The organism is Dorea longicatena, from assembly GCF_024168045.1.
Lineage (GTDB): Bacteria > Bacillota > Clostridia > Lachnospirales > Lachnospiraceae > Dorea_A.
Genome location: NZ_CP100126.1, coordinates 980,653 through 1,002,598, shown reverse-complemented (window position 1 = coordinate 1,002,598; position 21,946 = coordinate 980,653). Strand labels below are relative to the sequence as shown.

The window sequence follows — 21,946 nt, the reverse complement described above, 5'->3', positions numbered from 1 at the left end:
CCTTGCATATGTTCCAATATTTGCAGAACAGGCAGCAGTGATGACATTGCTGGATCCTGATCATATGGATCATGTGTCTGATCTTCTTCGTGATGTTCCTGATCATCCGCGCCCCTCCTCTGCTTTCTTTTTCTCTTCTTTCAGCTGTTGCGCTCGATCCATAATCTTTGTGTTGTATGTATACTTCACAACGCCCTGATCCCACAGATTCGCTTTTGCGCCCTGCTTCCCGTAGTTATAAACTGCCAGCGTATAGTACGGAAGATCTTCATCTGGTACTGTTCCGCGAAGATCGTTCTGGATTTCTGACAGATAATTCACGCCAACCAGCACATTCTGATATGGATTCTTCAAGTCATACGCTCCCAGTTCTTCCATCCTTTGCATATGCCATTTTTCCGACACCTGCATCAAACCGATTGACGTTCCATTGTCGCCTTCAGCGTCCCATCTGCATCGGGATTCCTGTTCGATCAATGCAAAAACCATTTCATAATCGACGCCATTCTGTTCGCATACAATGTATGTATATACCTGAATGATCGTCGGCAACTCTCCGCCTGCTGCCTTGCATTCTTCAGATATTTCATGATAATAAAATCCTGTCACTTGATCGCTCCCCCAGTCCTGCGACATTGTATTCCACGGAAAATCATATGTACCGTACAGACTTTTGCATCCATATACATCCGTCATGTCTGTCTGCTCCACTGGATCCTGCCGATCATACAATTCTTCGATCTGCTCCTGCTGCTGCCGGATCTCCTGATCCCACGCCTGCACCTGCTTTTCAAATTCGTGCATTTGTATTGTCAGCACCAGCAGAAAAATGATCAGCGGCATCGCAAGCATTGCCGGATGCCTTGCAATGAAATCCCATACAGCACATACGATCTTCAAAGTCTTCCTGATCAGTCTTTTGATCTTTCTTCGTGCTGTTCTCCTACTTCTTGCCCTTGTCATGTGCCGTTCCTTTCCTCAACCGCATCCGCCCGTATATGTAGAACCTGCCGTTGAACGTGTTATATTTCACTTCTGCTTCAGCAAAATCATATTTATCGCCATACCATTTCATCAAATGATCGCAGACATTCAGATCTCCTTTTACGATCCTGTCCACATCCTTCTGTTTCGTTTTGTAATGATTGACTTTTTCTTTCGGTTTCCGCAGTCCCTTTGATGCACACCATGTCTTTTGATACTTTCCTTTTTTGCTTTTCTCTTTCGTGATGTACCTTGCCATTCCGACCAGACCGTTTTCATCCCTCTGAAGCCTTCTGATCTCATTTCTTTTTCCAAGATTCCAGACTGCTTCAACCGTGTCCATATCCACATCGCCATCCATAACGATGTGATGATGCCAGCGTCCTTTTTCACTGCATTCTGTGACATACACATATCTTGCATTACTCAATCCCTGCTTCTTCCGCCGGTAATTCAGTCGCCTGATATAGTTCTGCATGTTCTTCGTTGCCACTTCCATCGAAGCAGGCATATTGTCATCCGTGTATGTGAATGTCGCCCATATATCTCTATCCGTGAAGTTCTCACTGATCACCCTTTCGCACATCTTTTTACTGTTTTTATCATTCAGATTCTTCTGTGCCTGTCTTTGCCTTTTTCTTTTCCCTTCATCCGGGATCTGATCTTTCTGTCCCTTTGTAAACTCTGGATAGATTTCCACTTCCAGCTGATCACCTGATCGAATCTCCTTCGTTGCATAGATGCTTTTCACCTTGCCTTCCTTCAGGATCCTTTCTTCGTTTGCTTCCTCCATCTTATCCAAACTATTCTTATACGCTGCTTCATAGTCATAAGGGACATATACAGCCTTCCTTCTTTTCTTTCTCATTCCCTTTACTTCCTTTAGTTGAATTGTTAGTATCCATTACAAGGTCGTTTTAGGAAGTTCAGAAAAGCGCGGATTCATTGACTTTTCAGGCTGTCCGGTGTACAATATCTTTGATGTGTACTATGGTTTTCGGGCATCGTCCTGAAGCCACTGTGAAGCCTTCTGGTGCCGCCAAGCATACCAGAGGGCTTTTATATTACCCTGCTTTTCTAACGTCCTGCATCGCCTTCCTGACGTTCACTGTCATCCTTCTTTCTCTTCTCCTCTCCCAGAATTATCTTTCGGAAGATGCTTTCAAATATCGGAACCGCTATGCTATTCCCCGCCTGTTTATACAGTGTCATGTAATATCTTCCTTTTCTCTCATGTACAGCTTTTGCTGCTTCAAATTCTTCGTCTGTATATCCCATCAGCCGCCAGCATTCCCGTTCTGTCAAATATCTGTATCGTCCTGATCCACAATCAATCACCTGTGCTGGTGTTCTATCCTGCCGTGTTGTAATCGTGTAGGCAAAATCTTTGATCACCGTCGCCCTTTTTATCCCTGACGCGCCGATCATGTTATATACAGATGGCTGTGTAACGTTATATACTTCTGGAACATTTTCGTTATCTTCCAAAAAATCGCTGATCTTACGCATAGGCGTCCTGATCAGACTTGTGAAATCAAATTTTTCACCATTCAGGCAGCTGATTGTAAACACTCTTTTGCGTGCTTGCGGCAGCCCGAATTCTCTTGCATCTAAAACATCGTAATTATTTGTATAGCCCATTCGTTCCATCTCTTTTTGATAACGCACAAAATTCGCAATCATATGTTTCGATGTCACATTTTTCACATTTTCCCAGATCACATATTTCGGTTTCCATTCCCCCATCTGGTCAATAATGTGAATCGTTTCCCACATTAAACTTGATCTTGTTTCGCTTCCTTCGTCCGCCCCTCTTTGATGTCCGGCTATACTGAAATCTTGACACGGACTTCCATGTATCAAAATATCCGGCTTCAGGTTCCACCCCACGACAGACTGTGTTTTATATGGCAGTTCTTCACTAAACATATTGTTATAAGATCGGACTGCTTTTTCATCAATTTCAACGTAGTCGATCGCTTTTGTTGGTATCTTTAGATTTCGCAATGCACATCGCGGGCTTCCTATTCCTCCGAATAGTTCCAAAATCTGCACTGGTCTTTCTTCTGTTGCTGTCATCTGTTCATTTTCCTTTCTATGTACCGCCTTCCGGCATAATCAATCTGCGCTGATCAGCGCAGTCATATATATCACCACATCCCTTCCGGCAACATCTGACGCTGCGTTGTTGCTTTTCGCATTAAAAAGCATCTGAAAACCTGTTGGACATCCGCATAGAATTCTGGCAGTCTATGCCCGCCGCTATTTTTCCACAGTGTTCATCGGACGGCTATCAGCTTGCCATCGTCAGCGATCACGTTGCCATCGTGACCGGACGGGGCTTGCGCCCCGTTTCGGCTTCACTCTCCGTTGAACATTTCTTTCAGAAGATCTTCGATGCCTGCTGCCACTTCCTGCCCTGCTTCCGCAAGCTGTTTGATCAGATCTTTCTGTTTTTCCATTTCTTCCTGTGTCGGAATCTCTACTGCTTTGCTATCCTGTTCCATCCCTTTAAAGATCGCATATATCACCAACATACAATCTTCTTTCGTTTTGAACTCCGCGATCTCCTCTGCGCATCCATCAAATACCTGAATCGTATGCCTGATGTTTTCACTCTTTCTTTGTTTGTAGTCTTTTGATTCTTCATATCCGATCCCTTCTATGTGACCAGACATGTTATAAATCCGCGTTTTGTCCTGCGATAAAATGTACATTTCTTCACCTTCTTAATAGTCATAATCAATATTTTCATCTGCTTCTGTGTAATATTCCCCGTCATAGCCTTTCGCCATTAGTTGATCGTAGCAGTCCCAGCAAACCAGTCTGAACGGGATCCCATTGCAATCCCGTGTGAACTGCATGTCACTTCGTTGCACCGGATGCCCGCACACGGGACATGTCCGGATGTCAGTCGATCTTTTCTTTGTCACTGTCGTTCCTCCTTTCTGTTCTCTTTCATCAGCCAGATAGTTTCATCATCGTTACAAATTCCGAAGTATTCATCTGTCCGTGTAAAGTTGAATTCAATTCCATAAAACTGTCTGATTGCTAACTTGAAAACTTCCCATCTATCCTGGCAGCTTTTGCATGTACGATCCCAATATCCGAAGCCTATTCCCTGATCTGGATCACCAATTCCCGGCGTCGCTTTTCTTCGTTCTTCCAGTGCCTGATCCCATGCCTTGATCGTTTCTTCCAGTTCTCCGCCCATTTCTGTCATCATAAATTTTTTAATATTCAGCTTCATATTCTTCCGCCTTTCATATGTACTTCCCCGATCCTTTTCGGGGAACAAATTATATTGCCTTCTGTGCCATGTCTGCGCTGTACTGCTTCCGGTTTCCGTTTTCTGCGCCACCTCTTTTCAGTTCGTGGTAGATGGTGGCTCTGTGAACGTCCATTGCTTCCGCGATCTCTTCTGCACGCTTTCCCTGCTTGCACATCGCTTCAATGGCTTTCCGGTCTTCATAATTCAATCTTTTATATTTCCTTGCCACGTTCTCATTCTCCTTTCCTTTGTAAATAAAAAATGCGGTAAGAGTTTTTACGCTCTACCGCATTCTGCTTTTTGAGTAAAAAAAATAAATGCGGCAGAGGTTTAATGCCTCTTGTCGCATTTAATTTTAAAACTTATAGCTTTTCGTCTACTTTTCCCAGTAACCCGGACTCATCGAACACCATTTAACGACTTTATCCGGCAATTTTTTATACATTTTCCCCATCCGGTAACCAATATACTTACAACCACTTTGATAAACCAGTTTTGGAACCATATATATTTTCCGCTGTTTTACCAAATGAGCGGCTGTCTGTTTCACCAATTTTATTCCTTCGCTTTCAGACTTTATACCCTCAAATACTTCCGGATGTTCTGCCTGTGACACAGCCATATCAAAATTGCGGTGAAACTGCTGCATCCCTGTATAATTATGCGAGTGAATCACTCTCGCTTCAGCCACATAAGCGACCTTATATCCGGCATTTATCATATGACCGGCCAATATCATATCCTCATTAAATATTGTTTTCTTGCAGAATCCACCTGCTTTTTCATAAATATTCCGTTTATATGCCGCACAAACGTTAGAACAGAAGAATGTTTTAATGCCCATTTCCTGTAAATCTTCCTTGCTTTTTATCCGGCTGTTTTCCGGGTAATTGAATTTTCTGGTATATTTTTCTATATAATTACAATCAGATGCTGCAAGCTGACGTGCATACGCCGCCCCGGTCATTTCATCTTCTTCCAGTACTTTCACCAGATTTCCAATCACATATTCATCTGCTGGCACTGCATCCTGTGTCATAAATACAACAATTTCCGCCTTTGACATCTGCATTCCCATATCCCGTGTTGCGCCATGATCAAATTCCCGGCGTTCTATATGGGATACTTTTACCTTTTCCATCTGCTCTACTTCTTTCGGAAACCTTCCGGCCTTTGTATTGATCACAAAAATAGTGCCGATCGGATATTTCTGTTCCTGAAGTTTTTTTACAAGTCTGCTAAAATTTTCATCTGGTCTGTATGATGGTATCACCACATCTACAGAAGTCTGATCGTTATTCATCTTTTCTTTTTCATCCTCTATTTCTTATCATATCCTACATAGCAATAAATCATCCCTGTAATGATCAGCCAGAACCATGTCGCAGGACTGCTGAACCATGTTGTAAAAAATGCAAGAGCCAGATACACTGCAATCTGTCCATAAAAAAGATATACAACCGGGTTATCACTTTTTTTAATAATATCAATAATGACCTTTGCCACAACACCAATAAGCAAAGCTATCACAAATACTCCAATGACTCCAAAATCATAATAAGCATCATAAAACATTGTAAACGTTGTCAATTCGGTACTGGTCAGATAGACCGTTGCCGGAACCAGATTTGGCATTACAAATTTCAATCCCGTTAATGACACAAACGGGAATAACATCCGCAGGCCATAAGAAAATTTCGGCAGATTTTTCACCAGACAGTCAAAATTATCGTAGTTATTGGCAATATAGATATACGGCTGGGTCAGAAACACCGGCATATGTGTATATTTCATTTTAAATACATTGTTCAAATATATCGCATCCCGCTTCTGTGACAATGTAATCACCACATACGCTGCACAAACCACAAGGCCAAGAAGAACCAAGGTACTTTTCCGCATATTTTTATTTACCAGTATATAAATGACTGCTGCCACACCTATTTCAAACAGAAACTGAAATCTCGATACATAGAGAAACGGAACTGCAAATGCCACTATATTTGCAATAATGATCGCTCCATTACGCCACTTACTTTCCTCAGAATCGATTTTTTTCCAAAGCACCGTAAGTCCCGGTATCAGGATACAACTGATTGCACAATAATGAAGATAATGTAAAGCCGACATTCTGAAATAAGAATACGAATAAGGTTCATCTGAAAAAACCGGAATATAACCGATCCGGATAATTTCGATTACAAAACATCCGGCCGACACAACCAGCAGCAACATAATACATCGAAAAAGTCTGTTTGCCTTTTTTTTATTTTTTTCAGGTTCTTTTCCCTCTACCCTGCTATACTTTCTTCCCCATTCATATCCTATTCCAAAAGCTATATATATCACAAAAAAGCTCAACCAGGTTATATAGCTCCATGTATCCTGTAATGTACTGAGTTTCAGACAGCTGATTCCCTGGCCCCCTACCCAGGCAAGTGTAAACAGAGCCCTCAGTTCCACAAAGCTTCCACTTTCCCTTACCCAGTGAACATACAAATAAACAGCTTCCACAATCAGAATAATTCCCGAAGCATAATACCATTTTGCCAGTGACGCTATGTAACTGACAAAAAAGCTCAGCATATAAGTTCCATATTCTAAAATAATTTTATTCCGTTCCCTCATTCAGACTGTCTCCTTTAAACGTAGACTCCATTGCCTCTGTATTATCTGCTGTTATATCCGTCAGATAAACAATGTCACTGTCAATCTCTTTTACTTTGTCTGATGCCTCATAAGAATCATCATTAAACAGTTCCTGATGTAATTGCTTTACATTCTGTTCCAAACCGATTGGAATGACAAAAGATACACCGCTATGATTCTTCACTGTTTCACTGGTTGTTACCTGATATGGAAATCCATTTGTTGACACCAGATTATAATTCAGTGCATTCGCTGCAAATCCCAGAATCTGTTTTGAAGAAAAACTTGTCGAAATCATCGGAAATACTTCATTTACTATTTTATTTAAAGTAATGAAATTCGCTTTCTGTGCTTTCTTTGCAACCTTTTCTAATACAATTCTCTGTCTCTGTGCACGTTTGAAGTCATTACCACTTGTATAACGGATTCTTGCATATGCCACACCATGAATACCGTCCAGATGCTGTGTACCGGCTTTTTCTTCTATATCCGACCAATGTTCGCCAATCACTCTTGCCGTCTCGGCACCATACAGATTGCACCAGTGTGCTTCTTCTTTCGTCATTTTAATATCAATCCCACCCAGAGCATCAATCACTTTTACAAGCGCATTAAAATTCACACTGACATAATTCTTAATATCAAGATCAAAGTTGCGGTTCAGAAGACTGATTGCCTCTTCCGGACCGCCTGTATTATATGCTGAGTTCGCTTTATTATAGCGTCCATTCTTTTGCTGCAGCAACGTATCCCTGTATACCGACACAAGCTTCACGTCACTTGTCTTATTATTGATACTTGCGATCATAATACAGTCACTTTGTACACCGCCATCCAATTCATTATTTCTCGAATCTAATCCAAACAATGCAATGTTCGTATACTCTCCTGTATCCTTATAAACTTCCAGATTTTTTTTATTCAACACATTATAATCCAGTTTCCCGAGTTTGAATATTCCGTAAGCAGCTACTAATAAAGCAGCCAGAATTATAATTTCAACTGTTAGTAAAATAATTCTTTTCCTTTTTCTTTTGCGCAATTTTTTTTGTCGTTCTTCTCTTAATTGTCTTTTTGTCTTGCGTCTTTTCTTTGCCATTGTCGTCTCCTTTAGAAGCTAATAAGCATTCTTATTAATAAAACCTTTGAAAAATGTCAGAAATAATATTTTTATATCAAATCCCAATGTCCAATTTTCAATATAATATAAATCATACTCGATTCTCTTTTGAATCGATGTATCACCACGTAGTCCATTCACCTGTGCCCATCCGGTAAGTCCCGGCCGCACCTGATGTTTGATCATATATCTTGGGATCTCTTCTTTGAATTTTTCTACAAACTGAGGCCTTTCCGGTCTCGGGCCGATCAGACTCATATCCCCTTTCAGGATATTGATCAGCTGCGGTAATTCGTCAATGCTTGTTTTTCTTATAAACTTTCCTACCGGCGTAACACGCGGATCGTTCTTTACCGTCCATCCATTCTTTTCTTTTGATGCATCCTGTACAACCATAGACCGGAATTTATACATATAGAATGGTTTATTCTGCAGACCGATCCTTTCCTGTTTGAAGATCAGTGGTCCCGGAGATGTCACTTTTATAATAATTGTTATTACCAGCATGACCGGTGAAAATAATGTAAGCGCAACCAATGCTCCAAAAATATCCATTGCCCTTTTTACAAATGCATTCAACATATTGCTAAGCGGCACTCTTCTTATATTAATTACCGGAAGTCCTACCAGATCTTCCGTATATGGTTTTGTCGGAATGATATTATTATAATCCGGTATAAACTTTGTATGGACACCAGATTTTTCACACATACCTACAATCTTTTCTAATTTATGATATTCTGCCAACCCGAGAGTGATTGCTATCTCATCCAGTTTATTTTCCGGAAGAACAATCATAAGATTATCGATTCTTCCAAGTACCTTAATTCCTTTATACTCTGTTCCTCTTGGTACATTATCCGCAAGAATTCCTCTCACGATATATCCCCATTCCGGATTTGCTTTAATTCTGTCAATATACTGTTCCGCCGCACGGCTATATCCGATCAGCAGAATGTGCTTCTGGTTATATCCCTGCTTCCGCATATCCCGCAGCACTTCACGGATAATATTTCTTACAACAACCTCTAAAAATACATTCACCAGGAAAAATACAAAAATCATTCCCCTTGAAAAATCAGGCTGCTTCCACACATATAACAGTAAAATAAATGCCATCAGACCAATTACATTCGCCTGAATGATATGCCATGCTTCCAGTCTGCGTCCCTGCACACGTTTTGGTGTATATAACTGGAATCCATAATATAAGACCAGATATCCCGGCACAATTATAATCAACACTTTTGCATATTCCTGCAATGATAAAAACCATGGATCCAATTCAAAAATCCCGCTTTTAAATCTCAGGTACCACGATGCAATATATGAAAATACAATTACGACTGCATCTATTACTACATGTAATCTGTTTAATAACTTTTGATTATCCTTTATCAATGTTCCTCACCCATATTTATCTAATTTTACATTACGTTTTATCTTACAATAATTTTTTCCTTACGGCAACCCATTATACCACAGTTTTTCTTAATACTTTATTAATAATTTTGAAATATATTTAAAAAATTATTTTACCCAATCTTCATATGGCACCCTCTTCTTTTTTTTGCTATAATAGACACAAAGCAGAAAATAGAGATCGGAGTATTTCTCAAACTATGAAAGTAACAATTATCATCCCAAACTATAACGGGAAACATTTTATGGAGCCCTGCCTCCAGTCATTATCAGAACAGACCTGCAGGGATTTCAAAGTATTAGTGGTTGACAACGCATCTTCTGATGGAAGTCTGGAATATATGAGTGAGCACTACCCAGATATAGAAGTTATCTCCTTAAAGAAAAATTACGGTTTCAGTAAAGCGGTCAATGTCGGAATCGAACATTCCACTACACCTTATGTGATATTGCTCAATAATGATACGACCGTTGATACACACTATGTAGAAGAAATGATCAAAGCGATTGAAAAATCTCCGCGCATCTTTTCTGTCAGCAGTAAGATGATCCAGATGTATCATCCAGAACTGATCGACAGCGCCGGTGATCTTTATACCTTAATGGGTTGGGGCGTGTGCCGCGGAACCGGACGTCCTGTCTCCAATTACACAAAAGCAGATCAGATATTTACCGCATGCGCCGGGGCAGCCATCTACCGTCGAAATGCTTTTTCAAAAATCGGCTTATTTGATGAAAACCATTTTGCATACCTTGAAGATATCGATGTCGGATACCGTGCCAAAATTTACGGCTACAAAAATACATACTGTCCCACAGCACTTGTCTACCATGTAGGAAGCGGTACAAGCGGTTCAAAATATAACTCTTTCAAGGTTAAATTATCTGCCCGCAACAATATTTACCTGAATTACAAAAACATGCCTTTCTTACAGCTGGTTTTGAACTTTATTCCTCTTTTTCTCGGCTGTGTTGTCAAATATCTGTTTTTCATGCATAAGGGGTTCGGTAAAGACTATGCCTGCGGAATAAAAGAAGGGCTTTCCCATGCCCGGGAACAGAAAAAAGTTGCTTTTAAGCTGCGGCACCTGCCTAACTATATTTTGATCGAGTTTGAACTGATTCTTCATACTCTTTCTTATGCCAGAGACTGGTTTAGACGAAAATTATTCAAAAAATAGAAAAAAACAGGAACCGTATCATTTTACTTTTGATACGGTTCCTGCTTTTTATTAAAATACATATTGATCATCAATAATCCGATCATCTGAAATCCATTCTGTAGTCCGAGAAATGCAGGATTAAATGCAGGTCTTATCACAAACCAGCCCAGTCCAATCAAAGTAAATACTTTAATGACCCAGATATTTTTTCTGGCATACTTTACGATTTTTCTTATGTATATCAGGAGAACTCCTCCGACAAAAACTACAAATCCTAAAATTCCCATCTGGTAACAAAATGACAGATATTCTATTTCATATGAAAACGGTATCGATCCGCTTCTTGTATAATCACTTATGTAACTTCCAAATCCATGCCCGAATACCGGTGACTCCTTCACTCCGTTTATCAGTTCTCTCATTTGTATCTGCCTGACATCATCTGATTCCGCAGCAAATGAAGAAAAGAACCGGAATTCTATCATTTGTATCACAGGCTTCAACCATAATACCGACGAAGCAAGCACCAGAATCAACCCGATGCATCTTACCTTCTTCGGAATTTTTTTCCAATAATATAACACTGCAACAAACGCAAAGCAGCAGAATTCAACCATCAAAACTCTCGAAAATACAATCAATGTATAAATCCCGCTCAATATAAACAGCAGACTTCTGATGCTTTTTTTATATTTCTCCATCATCCAGTAAAACGGCATCAGTGTTACAACTATAATATCGGATGAAGTCTGCACACGGATCAGCAATAATCTACCCAAATGCATTGTCATCGTCGATGCTTCCGTTCCAAACATGTTTAGATAAAATTCTATTACAGCCTCATATTCTATCAACTTACATACAAAGACGATTTCTATGATTATTTTTCCCAGAATCTTCAAAAGCATCATATAAAGGATACATTCTACAATCTTTTCCGGTTCAGCCAATTCATATCTGACCAGAAAATACAATTCTACAAACACAATTACCGAGATATAAAATAATCCCGTAAATTTTATGCTCCATTCATTTCCAAGAATGTAACTGACTATACATGCCAACAATCCCAAAACACCTAAAGTAATCTCCAGCTTCGCACTTTTTATAATCTCAAGGCTTTTTCTTTGTAAAACCAGGCATATTCCTCCTAGAATAATCAACAGGCATACCAATATTTTCTGAATTGGTATGCCCTTCATTACTCCCGTTGGAAGTGCATAACTTATGATGCACAGATAAATCACAACATTCAGTAATTTTGATAACTTATTCATAGTTTATCCTAAAAATGGAACGTATCTTTCAGTCCAACCCACAGCTGATCCTTATCACTTAAGTTCAGTGCAGTGCCGTCTTCCAGCGCATAACCTTCCCCGGATGCTGTTCCTTTATACTCTCCTGTCAGTGTCGGCCACTCAATACCGATCTCAGGATCGTTCCATGCAAGACCACCTTCGTCTCCCGGATGATAGAAGTCTGTACACTTGTAGCAGAACTCGGCAAGATCACTTAATACCAGGAAGCCGTGTGCGAATCCTTCCGGAATATAGAACTGTTTCTTATTTTCTTCTGTCAGTTCTACACCGAACCATTTTCCGTATGTCTCACTGTCACTTCTTAAGTCTACTGCCACGTCAAATACAGAACCTTTTACGACACGTACCAGTTTTCCCTGTGGAAATTCTTTCTGGAAATGTAATCCTCTTAAGACTCCCTTTGTAGAACTTGACTGGTTGTCCTGAACGAACTGCATTGTAAGTCCTGCTTCTTCCATATCTTTCTGGTTATATGTCTCCATAAAGTATCCTCTTGCGTCACCATGTACTGTTGGTTCAATTACACAGAGTCCCTGGATACCGCCTGCGTTTTTTTCTACTTTAATCTGTCCCATTATTACGTCTCCTTATTGTTTTAAATGATTTATACGTGAGTTAATCCCAGCCACGTCATGTGGCTGAGATTATTCTTCACCTATATAAAATTTAGAATTCGATTTCTTTTAGATATCTTCCAAGCGCATCCTGCCATGTCGGAAGTGGAGTAAATCCATTTTCCACAAGTTTACTCTTGTCCAGTCTGCTGTTGAAAGGTCTTGCTGCTTTGGATACACCGTACTCTTCTGTTGTTACCGGCAGAACCGTCACCTTGTCTTCGCCGTATTCGTCATGGCCAAGCTCTGCTGCCTGGCGGAAGATTTCCTTTGTAAAATCATACCAGCTGATATATCCGCCTTCATTTGTTGCATGATAGTAACCATATTTGTCAGTCTCGATCATGTCAACGAGAAGTCTTGCAAGGTCAAATGTATAGGTTGGTGTTCCGATCTGGTCATTTACAACTTTCAATGTATCGTGTGTCTTTGCTACATTGAGCATTGTCTTGATAAAGTTCTTACCGTTCTTTCCGAATACCCACGCGATACGTACGATGAAGTACTTATCCAGAGTCTCAGATACGGCAAGCTCTCCGGCAAGTTTTGTCTCTCCATATACATTCAGTGGTTTGTAATCCTTGCAGTCAGGTTCCCAGGCTTTCTCTCCCTGTCCGTCAAATACATAGTCTGTACTGATGTATACCATCTTACAGTCTAACTTTTTACATACATCTGCAATGTTCTTTGTTCCTGTTGCATTGACCGCTTTTACGATGTCTTTCTTATCTTCGTCTTCTGCAAGATCTACGGCCGTCCATGCAGCACAGTGTACCACTACATCCGGTTTTGCATCTGTCAGAACTTTTTCTACAGAAGATGCATCTGTGATATCCATCGGCACATATGGCATTGTTGTTACCGCTGTACCATCCTGGATTCCGCTGTATGTTTCTTTGATGTCAGAACCGATTCCCTCATAACCACGGGATGCCAGTTCGTTCATCACGTCATGACCAAGCTGTCCGCCAACACCTGTCACTAATACTTTCATTCTTAAATCTCCTCCCGGTGAGCATACATTTTCTCATAATAGTTCTGGTATTCTCCGGAAATGATCGTCTCCCACCATTCCTTATTTTCAAGATACCATTTGATCGTCTTCTTAATACCATCTTCGAATTTGGTCTCTGGAAGCCATCCAAGTTCGTTGTGGATCTTTGTAGGATCGATCGCATAACGCATATCATGTCCCTTACGGTCTGCAACGTGAGTGATCAGGCTTTCCGGTTTTCCAAGCTCTTTACAGATGATCTTTACGATCTCGATGTTTGTCTTCTCATTGTGTCCGCCTACGTTGTATACTTCTCCGACTCTTCCGTTATGGATGATCAGGTCGATTGCTTTACAGTGATCTTCTACATATAACCAGTCACGTACATTTAATCCTTCTCCGTATACCGGAAGCGGCTTGTCATTCAGTGCATTGGCGATCATCAGCGGGATCAGTTTCTCCGGGAAGTGATATGGTCCGTAGTTGTTGGAACATCTGCTGATAGATACCGGCAGTCCGTATGTTCTGTGATAAGCAAGAACTAACAGGTCTGCTGCTGCCTTAGATGAGCTGTATGGGCTGCTTGTGTGGATCGGTGTCTCCTCTGTGAAGAACAGGTCCGGTCTGTCAAGCGGCAGATCTCCGTATACTTCATCTGTAGATACCTGATGGTAACGTTTGATACCATATTTTCTGCAGGCATCCATCAGTACAGCAGTACCTTTGATGTTTGTATCCAGGAATACTTCCGGGTTCTCGATAGAACGGTCTACGTGACTTTCTGCTGCGAAGTTTACAACCATGTCCGGTTTCTCTTCTTCGAATAATTTGTACACTGCTTCACGGTCTGTAATGCTTTCTTTTACAAAACGGAAATTCGGATTGTCCATTACAGGCTCCAGTGTAGATAAGTTACCTGCATATGTCAGGCAGTCCAGACAAACGATGCGATAGTCCGGGTATTTGTTTAACATATGAAATACAAAGTTACTTCCGATAAATCCGGCTCCTCCGGTTACAATAATTGTCATTTTTTGATTTCTCCTTTTTGTATCATTTCTTAATATAGATTTTAGTACAGATTTTCTTTATATTTTCCATCCAGGACGTCTTTTAAGTACTGTCCATACTGGTTCTTCTTCAGAACTTCATATACTTCCATTACCTCGTCCTTGCTGATCCATCCGTTCAGGTATGCGATCTCTTCCAGGCATGCAATCTTACGGTGCTGATGTGTCTCAACCGTCTTCACGAAGTTGGTTGCATCTACAAGGCTTTCGTGTGTACCTGTATCCAGCCATGTGAATCCCTGTCCGAGAAGTTCTACATTCAGATCACCTTTCTCAAGATATACACGGTTCAGATCTGTGATCTCCAGTTCTCCACGTGCACTTGGCTTTAACTCTTTTGCATACTTCACAACATTATTGTCATAGAAATACAATCCTGTTACACAGTAGTTGCTCTTTGGCTGCGCCGGCTTTTCTTCGATGGAAATAGCTTTTCCTTCGTGATCAAATTCTACGATACCGAAACGTTCCGGATCATCTACATAATATCCAAATACAGTAGCTCCCTTTCCGGTCTCTGCATTCTCAACAGCAGCTTTCAGACGTTTATTCAGTCCATGACCTGCAAAAATGTTATCTCCGAGAACCATTGCTACTGTATCATCACCGATGAATTCTTCTCCGATGATAAATGCCTGAGCAAGTCCGTCCGGGCTTGGCTGTACTGCATAAGACAGATTCACACCAAACTGATGTCCGTCTCCTAACAGTTCTTGGAATCTTGGTGTATCCTGTGGTGTTGAGATGATCAGGATATCACGAATGCCTGCGTTCATCAGCACTGACATTGGATAATAGATCATCGGCTTGTCATAGATTGGCAGTAACTGCTTTGATGTTACCATTGTTAATGGATACAGACGTGTGCCTGAACCACCTGCTAAAATAATTCCTTTCATTTCAGAAACCTCCTCGTTTTGTATAAATAGGTTATCAAGTTCTTCACTTTCTATTCTAGTCTCCATGTTTCGTGTTAATTAGATTATAAAAGGTGACCTTAGGTCACCTTCAAGTATTTTTTTATTTTTTTGTAACTTTCCTGTAATATTTAAGAAATTCTTAAGAATCACTTCTGGTATTCATCTCTAATGTGGATACTTTTTGGTTGGCAACTTATGTCCTATATGCCCTATATACATCTTCTTTTGTGTTGTATCCGGATAAAAAAATATTCTTCCGGCATATCCTCCGGTAAACCTTGTATGCCATGAAAACAGTTGTGCATTTCCTTCCGGTAACAAAAAAGTATGTTCCGTCTCATATTGTTCTAATGTTAGCGGTGTTTCCGGTGAAGCTTTAGGTAAAAGCTTCTTGTCAAATTGGTTTCCCATTTTTTCAGCTGCCACCTGTAACTCCAACAGGCGTTTATACACTTGTCCCGCTTCTGCAACACCTACATTCTTATAACATCCATTTATCGCATTTTCACAAAAGATTAAATTCGGAAATCTAGTCTCTTTACATTTCAAAACATCTTGTGCTGACCGGATCTCTGCACGCCACTCTTTCCTTTTTTCCTTGTACTTTTCTTCAAAAGGCTCTACATTCTTCTGACACGATACATTCGGGACCTGTACATGTTCTTCCTTTAAATCGTCCTTCTCATTAAATGTCACATAATATCCACTAATCTCAGGGGTTTCCCAATAGTCATCACTCAAAAAACTAATCGTCACGCCCTCTGTTTCATATGCCAGCAGACATCCCTTTGATATATATTTCTTCCCTTGAATTTCTAGATCGAATTCGCTTTCCAATTCAACCTCCGAAGGATCATATATCACGGATTTATTTAATAACGCTCGGAATCTTCTCTTTGTTTCCATATCTACAACCGGATCATTTCTCCACTGTTCTATTCTGTAATTTTTTGCCAATTCAAAAGAACAATAATTCTGATCCATAAGCACAGAGTCATTTATAATTATTTTCTTCACTTTCGAATATGTATTCAAAAAACTATCCATAATCTGTCTGCCCTCGGATATTGTATCTACCGGAAATTTTGCAGACAAGTCATTTATTATCATTTGCATACTTGTATCCTCTAGAACAATTCATCAATTGCCCTGTCCCATTCATCAAAGAACCCTTCCGGCCAGAAGCTCAGTCTTCCATCTTTATATAAGACCGGATTATCAATAACTGGGATAGAACTGTATTCTTCTGTATCGGCTTTTTTTCTGGAAAAATAATATAGGCGCACTATATCCGGATCAATCATATTATGTTTTGCACACAAACGTATTCCATTCAAAATATGATCACTATGCGTTTCTACAATAACCTGCACACCTCCCTGTGCTGCTCTGGCGATCAGTTCTCCCATTTTTCTCTGTCCTCTTGGATGTAAATGCGCTTCCGGATTCTCCAGAATGATTAATTCTCCCTTTTTCGCCTTCACAAGTGCCAGCACAATTGGTAATACATAAGAAATACCAAAACCAACATTCTGCGCAGTAAAGTAGTCTGCTCCTATATTTCCCTCCTGATGCACCATAAGACCAATTCTGTTGCTATGTCCATAATCTTCCATTCGAAGAGACACACCCGGCGTAATCTCCCCCAGCCAACATTCTACCTGTCTTTGAAGTCGTCTACTCGGTTCCTCATCATAAAGAATATTTTTATTTTCAACTTCTTCTGACTCGTGCGTCTGTAAATAGTGTACCGCATACTCTCCATGATTTCCGATTTGTTCCTGTTCCCAGACTTCGTAATATGATTTTTCATAACTACTTTGTGGTCCCAGACGATCCGCCGCAATATAGTTAAATCCACTTCCAAACAAATTCATATCTTTAACCATATTTATGTCTATATTTTCTAATAATTTCAGAAAATCTGCCATACCATTATAATCATATTCTGCCGACAGCATCGTACTTTCATCGCTTATTTTCATTTTTATGCGATTCTCTTCTGCCTCTGTATATAATACATCTTTTCCCACACCAAGATTTGTATATTTTCCATTCAGATAAATGCCCTTTTCCAAAGCATTCTGTTCATACGACTGTCTTAACAACAACAGCATCTGTATTATCGTAGACTTCCCCATACTGTTTATTCCCGACAGTAAATTCAAATTAGACATCTCCAACGAAATATCTTTGAAACATTTAAAATTCGATGCTTCTATTCTTTGTATCATCTAAGACTCCTCTCAATAAATTCTCAATTCTTGTAAACCGAAATAAAAAGGATTTTTTATCACTTGCTTTAATAATCTGCAAAAACACCTCATCATTACAAAGTTTCATAAATCTTTTATATACTTCTTTCTTTTCTTCTGCTAATTTTTTTAATTCCGAATCATTTAACACAAACATACTTCTGCACCATGCTTCATAAATTGCTTTATTAATCGGGCGGCGCATTCCATTCTCCCCTAATTTTCGAAATGCATATTTTCCCATGATAATTCTGGAATATCTCATCACACGTATGAACTGCTGCTCCATCAGTTCTTCATCCACACATTCTTTGGAATTCAGAAATTCCATTGCTCCATTCAGATAATTATCCGGTACTCCTTCATATTTTTCAATTCCATAATAACAAACCGCTATAAATCTAAGAACAAATTCCTGATCCATCATCCGGTCTTCTTTTATGCTAAAGGTGGTTGCAGATAAAAATTCCTGTATCTTTGCAAATTTTTTACATATCTTTGTTGCATTCCCCTGATATAATGCATGCCTTATTTCCTGTGGTTTTAATTCCAGTCCGCCTGTATTAATTCTTTTAAATATATTATATTTCACATTTACCGGAGTTCCACTTTTTACAATATAAGCGACAATATTCGTCTCTTCAATACGTCTTACAAACGCTCTCGGAAGTTCTGAAAATGTCAATCCATTCAAGTCACTGAAGAATTCCAGTCCAGTAAGCTTCAGCGTCTTATCAATCACAAACTCTTTCAATGCCGTAAGTCTTTGAAGTCCATCTATAATCAGCCACGAATCAACAATTCCACCATCAAAATAAAAAGCCGGAATAGGTATTCTTAAAAACAAAGACTCTATTAACTGACTTTTTTGAATGTCCGTCCACAATCCACCCTTTCTCTGAAAATCCGTATTCATATCAATCTCTTTATATTGTAAGCGCTTAATCAAACTTGATAATTCCATTGTCTTCATATCGATATCAATCTTACTTGGATCAAACGGACGGATCATCGGTATTGTCTGTTCATCATTTTCAACTTCTGCATCCTGTTCCTGAACATCATCGATAACTTCTATATTCATCTTACTTAGATAAGCTTTTATCCGATTGTACATCTCCTCTGTCTGCTTTTCAGATGATAATTCTACCCAGTAATTGCTCACAAGCATAGAACTTATCTTTCCTGACTGTTTTTCACCAATTTCCACCAACAAATCTAAGTCCTTTTTTTCTTTTTCGCTAAACATGTATACTCTCCCGTTTCCGTGCATATAATATTCAACAACTAATAGCTTAACCTTTAATTATTATACTTCCTCAAAGGATTATTGTAAAATGGAATCTGAATACGCAATCAAAATATCCCTCACAAAACATATACATGACAATCCCATCCGTCCATATTACTGGAGTTTAATAACATATACGACCCAATGGGTTCAGATTATCGGTGGATGGGAATCATCTCCTGCAGCCTGCATGGAAACCGCTCTTAAGTATTATCAGAATCATCTCCAATCATAACTTTACAATCCTTCTTATAACATGCAATTCCGTATTTTATAAACTGCCGCATACCGTCCTGCTTCAGTCTTGCCATATAATCCTTTTCTTCAATCTGCTGCAATGCTTCTGTGCATGCCCGCTCCAGATCACCATCTTCCGCATACTTCATCTCGACAGCCACACCTGTGCGGTCTTTCGGGATCTCAATCAGGATATCACTGTATCCAAGTTCAGATACCCGGTTGTAAAAAGAACGCTCCACAGATTTTCTATTGAACTATCTAATTCATTATAAGTCAGATCCTGACGAATCTCCTTTATAATCAATTCTCCGGCGATCAGCTGCTCAATCTCATTTTTCGTCCAGTAATCCGCCTTATCAATAAAACACCGTACCATAGCGTTTCCACTGGTATTCGACCAGTAGTCTTCCGGCAGTGCATTGATATCCGCACAACGATTCTTGCAATAATTGATCACATCCCACGGACAGTATACATCCGTTTCACCGAACTGGTATCCGTCATACCATTCTTTCACGGTATCCTAGCATTCCTTAATTCCATAGTATGACAACATTTCTTTTACTTCCGTATCTGTAAATCCGAAATATTCATCAAATTCTACATTGGTAATTGAATAAATATTAAAATTATTGAGTCCCGTAAATATACTCTCTTTTGAAACACGAAGACAGCCTATCAGCACCGCAAAGAACAAGTTCGAATTCGTCTTTAATGCATTACCAAATAATCCACGGATCAACATTACCATCTCATCATAATAACCATACTGGAAAGCTTTATCCAATGGCACATCGTATTCATCAATCAAAATGATCACTTCTTTACCGTAATGCTTTGCAAGCAGTTCAGACAATACAAGCAAACTCACCGGCAACATTTTCTTCTTCTGCCAGGAAACGCCCCTTGTCTATGCGTACCATACTGTCATACATTTTTCTTTCACCGGCATCCAGTTTCTCACTTTCGGTCAGAAAAGAGAATCTTCTGATTTCACTCCCAATCACATACTGCATTGCTTCTCTGGCTGTCTGAAAGTTCTGTCCTTCGATTCCTTTTAAGCTTATAGAAATCACTGGAAACTTTCCCATATATTTATCGCATAATTCTTTTTCTTCAGAAATCTTTAATCCTTCAAAGACGGATTTGTCTCTTCCGATTTCAAAAAAGGGTTGGAGCATGTTCATATTCAGGCTTTTTCCGAAGCGTCTTGGGCGGGTGAAAACATTTACCTTTGCCCAGCTTTTAAGAAGTGCCACAATGATTGTCGTCTTGTCTACATAATAAAAATTTTCTTTGATTAGTTTTTCAAAGTTCTTCACACCTACCGGCAATTTTTTCCTGTTATTCATTTATTCATGCTCACTTTCTTGCCACATTTCAAAAAGCGCATTTATTAATGCATACATTTATTTTATTATACACAACATTTTTATTATTCTCAATCATTATACCCAACAAAAATCCCAGCATCTTTCGTAATATGAAATCCGCCTTCCGTCTTCTTCCGCACATAAGACTGGAACTCCTTGTAATGATCCAGAATATACTGTCCCTGATTTCCATGGCACGACAAGATATAAGAAATCAATGGCTCCGGTTCCGGCACGATAAGCGAATCCTCATACCGCCTCCACTCTATCTTTTCAAAATCCTTCTGAAGAATCTCTTCTCCGTTCTCTTTTCCAAAACGCTCGTACAGATTCTTTGCTGCCAGTACGATTCGGTCATCGAACTTCTGTACCAGTTCACTCACTTCTCTCATATGATCATTGCCATATGTACTGCAGACAAATCTTCCTCCCAGCTTCAATACACGTTTTACTTCTTTACAAACTTTCGGGATATCTTCGCAATAAAACAACACATGATTGGCAATTACAAGATCAAATGCATCCTTATCATATGGGATTCTTCCCGCATCAAATACACGGAATCTGAACCTGCTGTCGTCTGCACCGATCGTACGCCTTGCATCTCTTAACATTCCATCCGATATATCTGATACTACGATCTCCGTCTGTTCCGGAATCTTATCCCTGTCCACGTTCCAGAGTGTACCATCTCCACATCCCAGCTCCAGAACCTTCATTCCCGGCTTTAATTCCAGTTGTTCGAAAATCCATGGAAACCATCCTTTCGTATTCTGTGAATACAGACTGTGTAGGTTAATTCTTGCGGAAATGTTCGATGCATCCTGATACTGGTTCTTCATACTTTTCTCCATACCGGTCAGATGGATCAGATTCAACATCTGGCTCCAGTCAATGGAATGTTCTTTCTTAATCAGATCCGACGTATCCTGAATTGCCTGCTCCACCAGCTGCATCTGTTCGATGCGGTCACGGACTAATTTTAACTGAATGTTAAGAGAGTTGAGCATGAAGTGATAGTCTGCATCATCGATCGTCATATCACGGATATCGTCCAGCGAAAATCCCAGATATTTCAAAAGTAATATCTGCTGTAGTCTGGCGAAGTCTTCATCTGTGTAGAATCTTGCGCCAGCTTCTGTGACGTAAGATGGTTTTAATATATTCTGTTTGTCGTAATAGCGAATTGTCCGCAGGGTCACGTGGGCCATGCGGGCAAATTCACCGGATGAATAGTAGCCTGGTTTTTTCAACTTACTTT

Annotated in this window: 21 protein-coding genes and 1 pseudogene; 1 reads left to right on the top strand and 21 read right to left on the bottom strand. The window is 39.8% G+C overall.

Annotation, left to right across the window (positions count from 1 at the left end; all coding sequences use genetic code 11):
- Nucleotides 1–102 precede the first annotated feature (102 nt).
- From NKF87_RS04755 to NKF87_RS04705, 11 genes are all read right to left on the bottom strand, one after another.
- Complete coding sequence (locus NKF87_RS04755) at nt 103–963, bottom strand: transglycosylase SLT domain-containing protein (RefSeq protein WP_173903016.1); 861 nt, start codon at nt 961–963, stop codon at nt 103–105.
- Nucleotides 944–1,852: a rolling circle replication-associated protein gene (locus NKF87_RS04750; protein ID WP_253584070.1), complete on the bottom strand. Its 909-nt coding sequence runs from the start codon at nt 1,850–1,852 to the stop codon at nt 944–946. The genes NKF87_RS04755 and NKF87_RS04750 overlap by 20 nt, the downstream gene beginning before the upstream one ends.
- Before the next feature lie 209 nt (nt 1,853–2,061).
- Nucleotides 2,062–3,063: a DNA cytosine methyltransferase gene (locus tag NKF87_RS04745; protein ID WP_253584068.1), complete on the bottom strand. Its 1,002-nt coding sequence runs from the start codon at nt 3,061–3,063 to the stop codon at nt 2,062–2,064.
- A 281-nt stretch (nt 3,064–3,344) separates the two neighbouring features.
- Nucleotides 3,345–3,662 carry a hypothetical protein gene (locus NKF87_RS04740; protein ID WP_253584066.1) on the bottom strand — a complete coding sequence of 106 codons (318 nt, stop codon included), beginning with the start codon at nt 3,660–3,662 and terminating at the stop codon, nt 3,345–3,347.
- 51 nt (nt 3,663–3,713) lie between these two features.
- Nucleotides 3,714–3,917 carry a hypothetical protein gene (locus NKF87_RS04735; RefSeq protein WP_227239612.1) on the bottom strand — a complete coding sequence of 68 codons (204 nt, stop codon included), beginning with the start codon at nt 3,915–3,917 and terminating at the stop codon, nt 3,714–3,716.
- On the bottom strand, nt 3,914–4,234 hold the full coding sequence (locus tag NKF87_RS04730) for a hypothetical protein (protein WP_173903012.1): 321 nt from the start codon (nt 4,232–4,234) through the stop codon (nt 3,914–3,916). The genes NKF87_RS04735 and NKF87_RS04730 overlap by 4 nt, the downstream gene beginning before the upstream one ends.
- Nucleotides 4,235–4,283: 49 nt before the next feature.
- Nucleotides 4,284–4,484, bottom strand: coding sequence for a helix-turn-helix domain-containing protein (locus tag NKF87_RS04725; RefSeq protein WP_022426977.1), 201 nt, complete (start codon nt 4,482–4,484; stop codon nt 4,284–4,286).
- 147 nt (nt 4,485–4,631) lie between these two features.
- Nucleotides 4,632–5,558, bottom strand: a complete 927-nt coding sequence (locus NKF87_RS04720; RefSeq protein WP_117597203.1) for a glycosyltransferase family 2 protein — start codon at nt 5,556–5,558, stop codon at nt 4,632–4,634.
- A gap of 17 nt (nt 5,559–5,575) precedes the next feature.
- Nucleotides 5,576–6,883: an O-antigen polymerase gene (locus tag NKF87_RS04715; protein WP_055281583.1), complete on the bottom strand. Its 1,308-nt coding sequence runs from the start codon at nt 6,881–6,883 to the stop codon at nt 5,576–5,578.
- Nucleotides 6,867–8,003, bottom strand: a complete 1,137-nt coding sequence (locus tag NKF87_RS04710; protein ID WP_117597201.1) for an LCP family protein — start codon at nt 8,001–8,003, stop codon at nt 6,867–6,869. The genes NKF87_RS04715 and NKF87_RS04710 overlap by 17 nt, the downstream gene beginning before the upstream one ends.
- Nucleotides 8,004–8,021: 18 nt before the next feature.
- Complete coding sequence (locus NKF87_RS04705) at nt 8,022–9,425, bottom strand: undecaprenyl-phosphate glucose phosphotransferase (RefSeq protein WP_117597198.1); 1,404 nt, start codon at nt 9,423–9,425, stop codon at nt 8,022–8,024.
- A 221-nt stretch (nt 9,426–9,646) separates the two neighbouring features.
- Between NKF87_RS04705 and NKF87_RS04700 the strand changes: the two genes are divergently transcribed.
- Nucleotides 9,647–10,627 (top strand): glycosyltransferase family 2 protein, encoded by a 981-nt coding sequence (locus tag NKF87_RS04700; RefSeq protein ID WP_055281588.1) that lies wholly within the window; start codon nt 9,647–9,649, stop codon nt 10,625–10,627.
- 23 nt (nt 10,628–10,650) lie between these two features.
- Here the strand turns inward: NKF87_RS04700 and NKF87_RS04695 are convergent, their stop codons facing one another.
- From NKF87_RS04695 to NKF87_RS04650, 10 genes and pseudogenes are all read right to left on the bottom strand, one after another.
- A complete protein-coding gene (locus NKF87_RS04695; protein ID WP_055281590.1) occupies nt 10,651–11,886 on the bottom strand; it encodes an O-antigen ligase family protein in 1,236 nt (411 codons plus the stop codon).
- Nucleotides 11,887–11,894: 8 nt separating this feature from the next.
- Nucleotides 11,895–12,503, bottom strand: coding sequence for a dTDP-4-dehydrorhamnose 3,5-epimerase (rfbC, locus tag NKF87_RS04690; protein ID WP_028087012.1), 609 nt, complete (start codon nt 12,501–12,503; stop codon nt 11,895–11,897).
- A gap of 91 nt (nt 12,504–12,594) precedes the next feature.
- Entirely contained in the window at nt 12,595–13,536 is a 942-nt protein-coding gene (rfbD, locus tag NKF87_RS04685) for a dTDP-4-dehydrorhamnose reductase (protein WP_055213658.1), read from the bottom strand.
- 2 nt (nt 13,537–13,538) lie between these two features.
- Entirely contained in the window at nt 13,539–14,567 is a 1,029-nt protein-coding gene (rfbB, locus tag NKF87_RS04680) for a dTDP-glucose 4,6-dehydratase (RefSeq protein ID WP_028087014.1), read from the bottom strand.
- A 41-nt stretch (nt 14,568–14,608) separates the two neighbouring features.
- Nucleotides 14,609–15,505, bottom strand: coding sequence for a glucose-1-phosphate thymidylyltransferase RfbA (gene rfbA / locus NKF87_RS04675; RefSeq protein WP_028087015.1), 897 nt, complete (start codon nt 15,503–15,505; stop codon nt 14,609–14,611).
- Between the two features lie 186 nt (nt 15,506–15,691).
- Nucleotides 15,692–16,642, bottom strand: a complete 951-nt coding sequence (locus tag NKF87_RS04670; protein ID WP_117597194.1) for a hypothetical protein — start codon at nt 16,640–16,642, stop codon at nt 15,692–15,694.
- 11 nt (nt 16,643–16,653) lie between these two features.
- Entirely contained in the window at nt 16,654–17,760 is a 1,107-nt protein-coding gene (locus NKF87_RS04665) for an AAA family ATPase (RefSeq protein WP_117597191.1), read from the bottom strand.
- Nucleotides 17,729–19,030, bottom strand: a complete 1,302-nt coding sequence (locus NKF87_RS04660) for a DUF262 domain-containing protein (RefSeq protein ID WP_055281596.1) — start codon at nt 19,028–19,030, stop codon at nt 17,729–17,731. The genes NKF87_RS04665 and NKF87_RS04660 overlap by 32 nt, the downstream gene beginning before the upstream one ends.
- Nucleotides 19,031–19,275: 245 nt before the next feature.
- A pseudogene (locus NKF87_RS14480) lies at nt 19,276–20,664 on the bottom strand (AAA family ATPase).
- A gap of 89 nt (nt 20,665–20,753) precedes the next feature.
- A complete protein-coding gene (locus tag NKF87_RS04650; protein WP_117597189.1) occupies nt 20,754–21,938 on the bottom strand; it encodes a MerR family transcriptional regulator in 1,185 nt (394 codons plus the stop codon).
- Between the last annotated feature and the right edge of the window lie 8 nt (nt 21,939–21,946).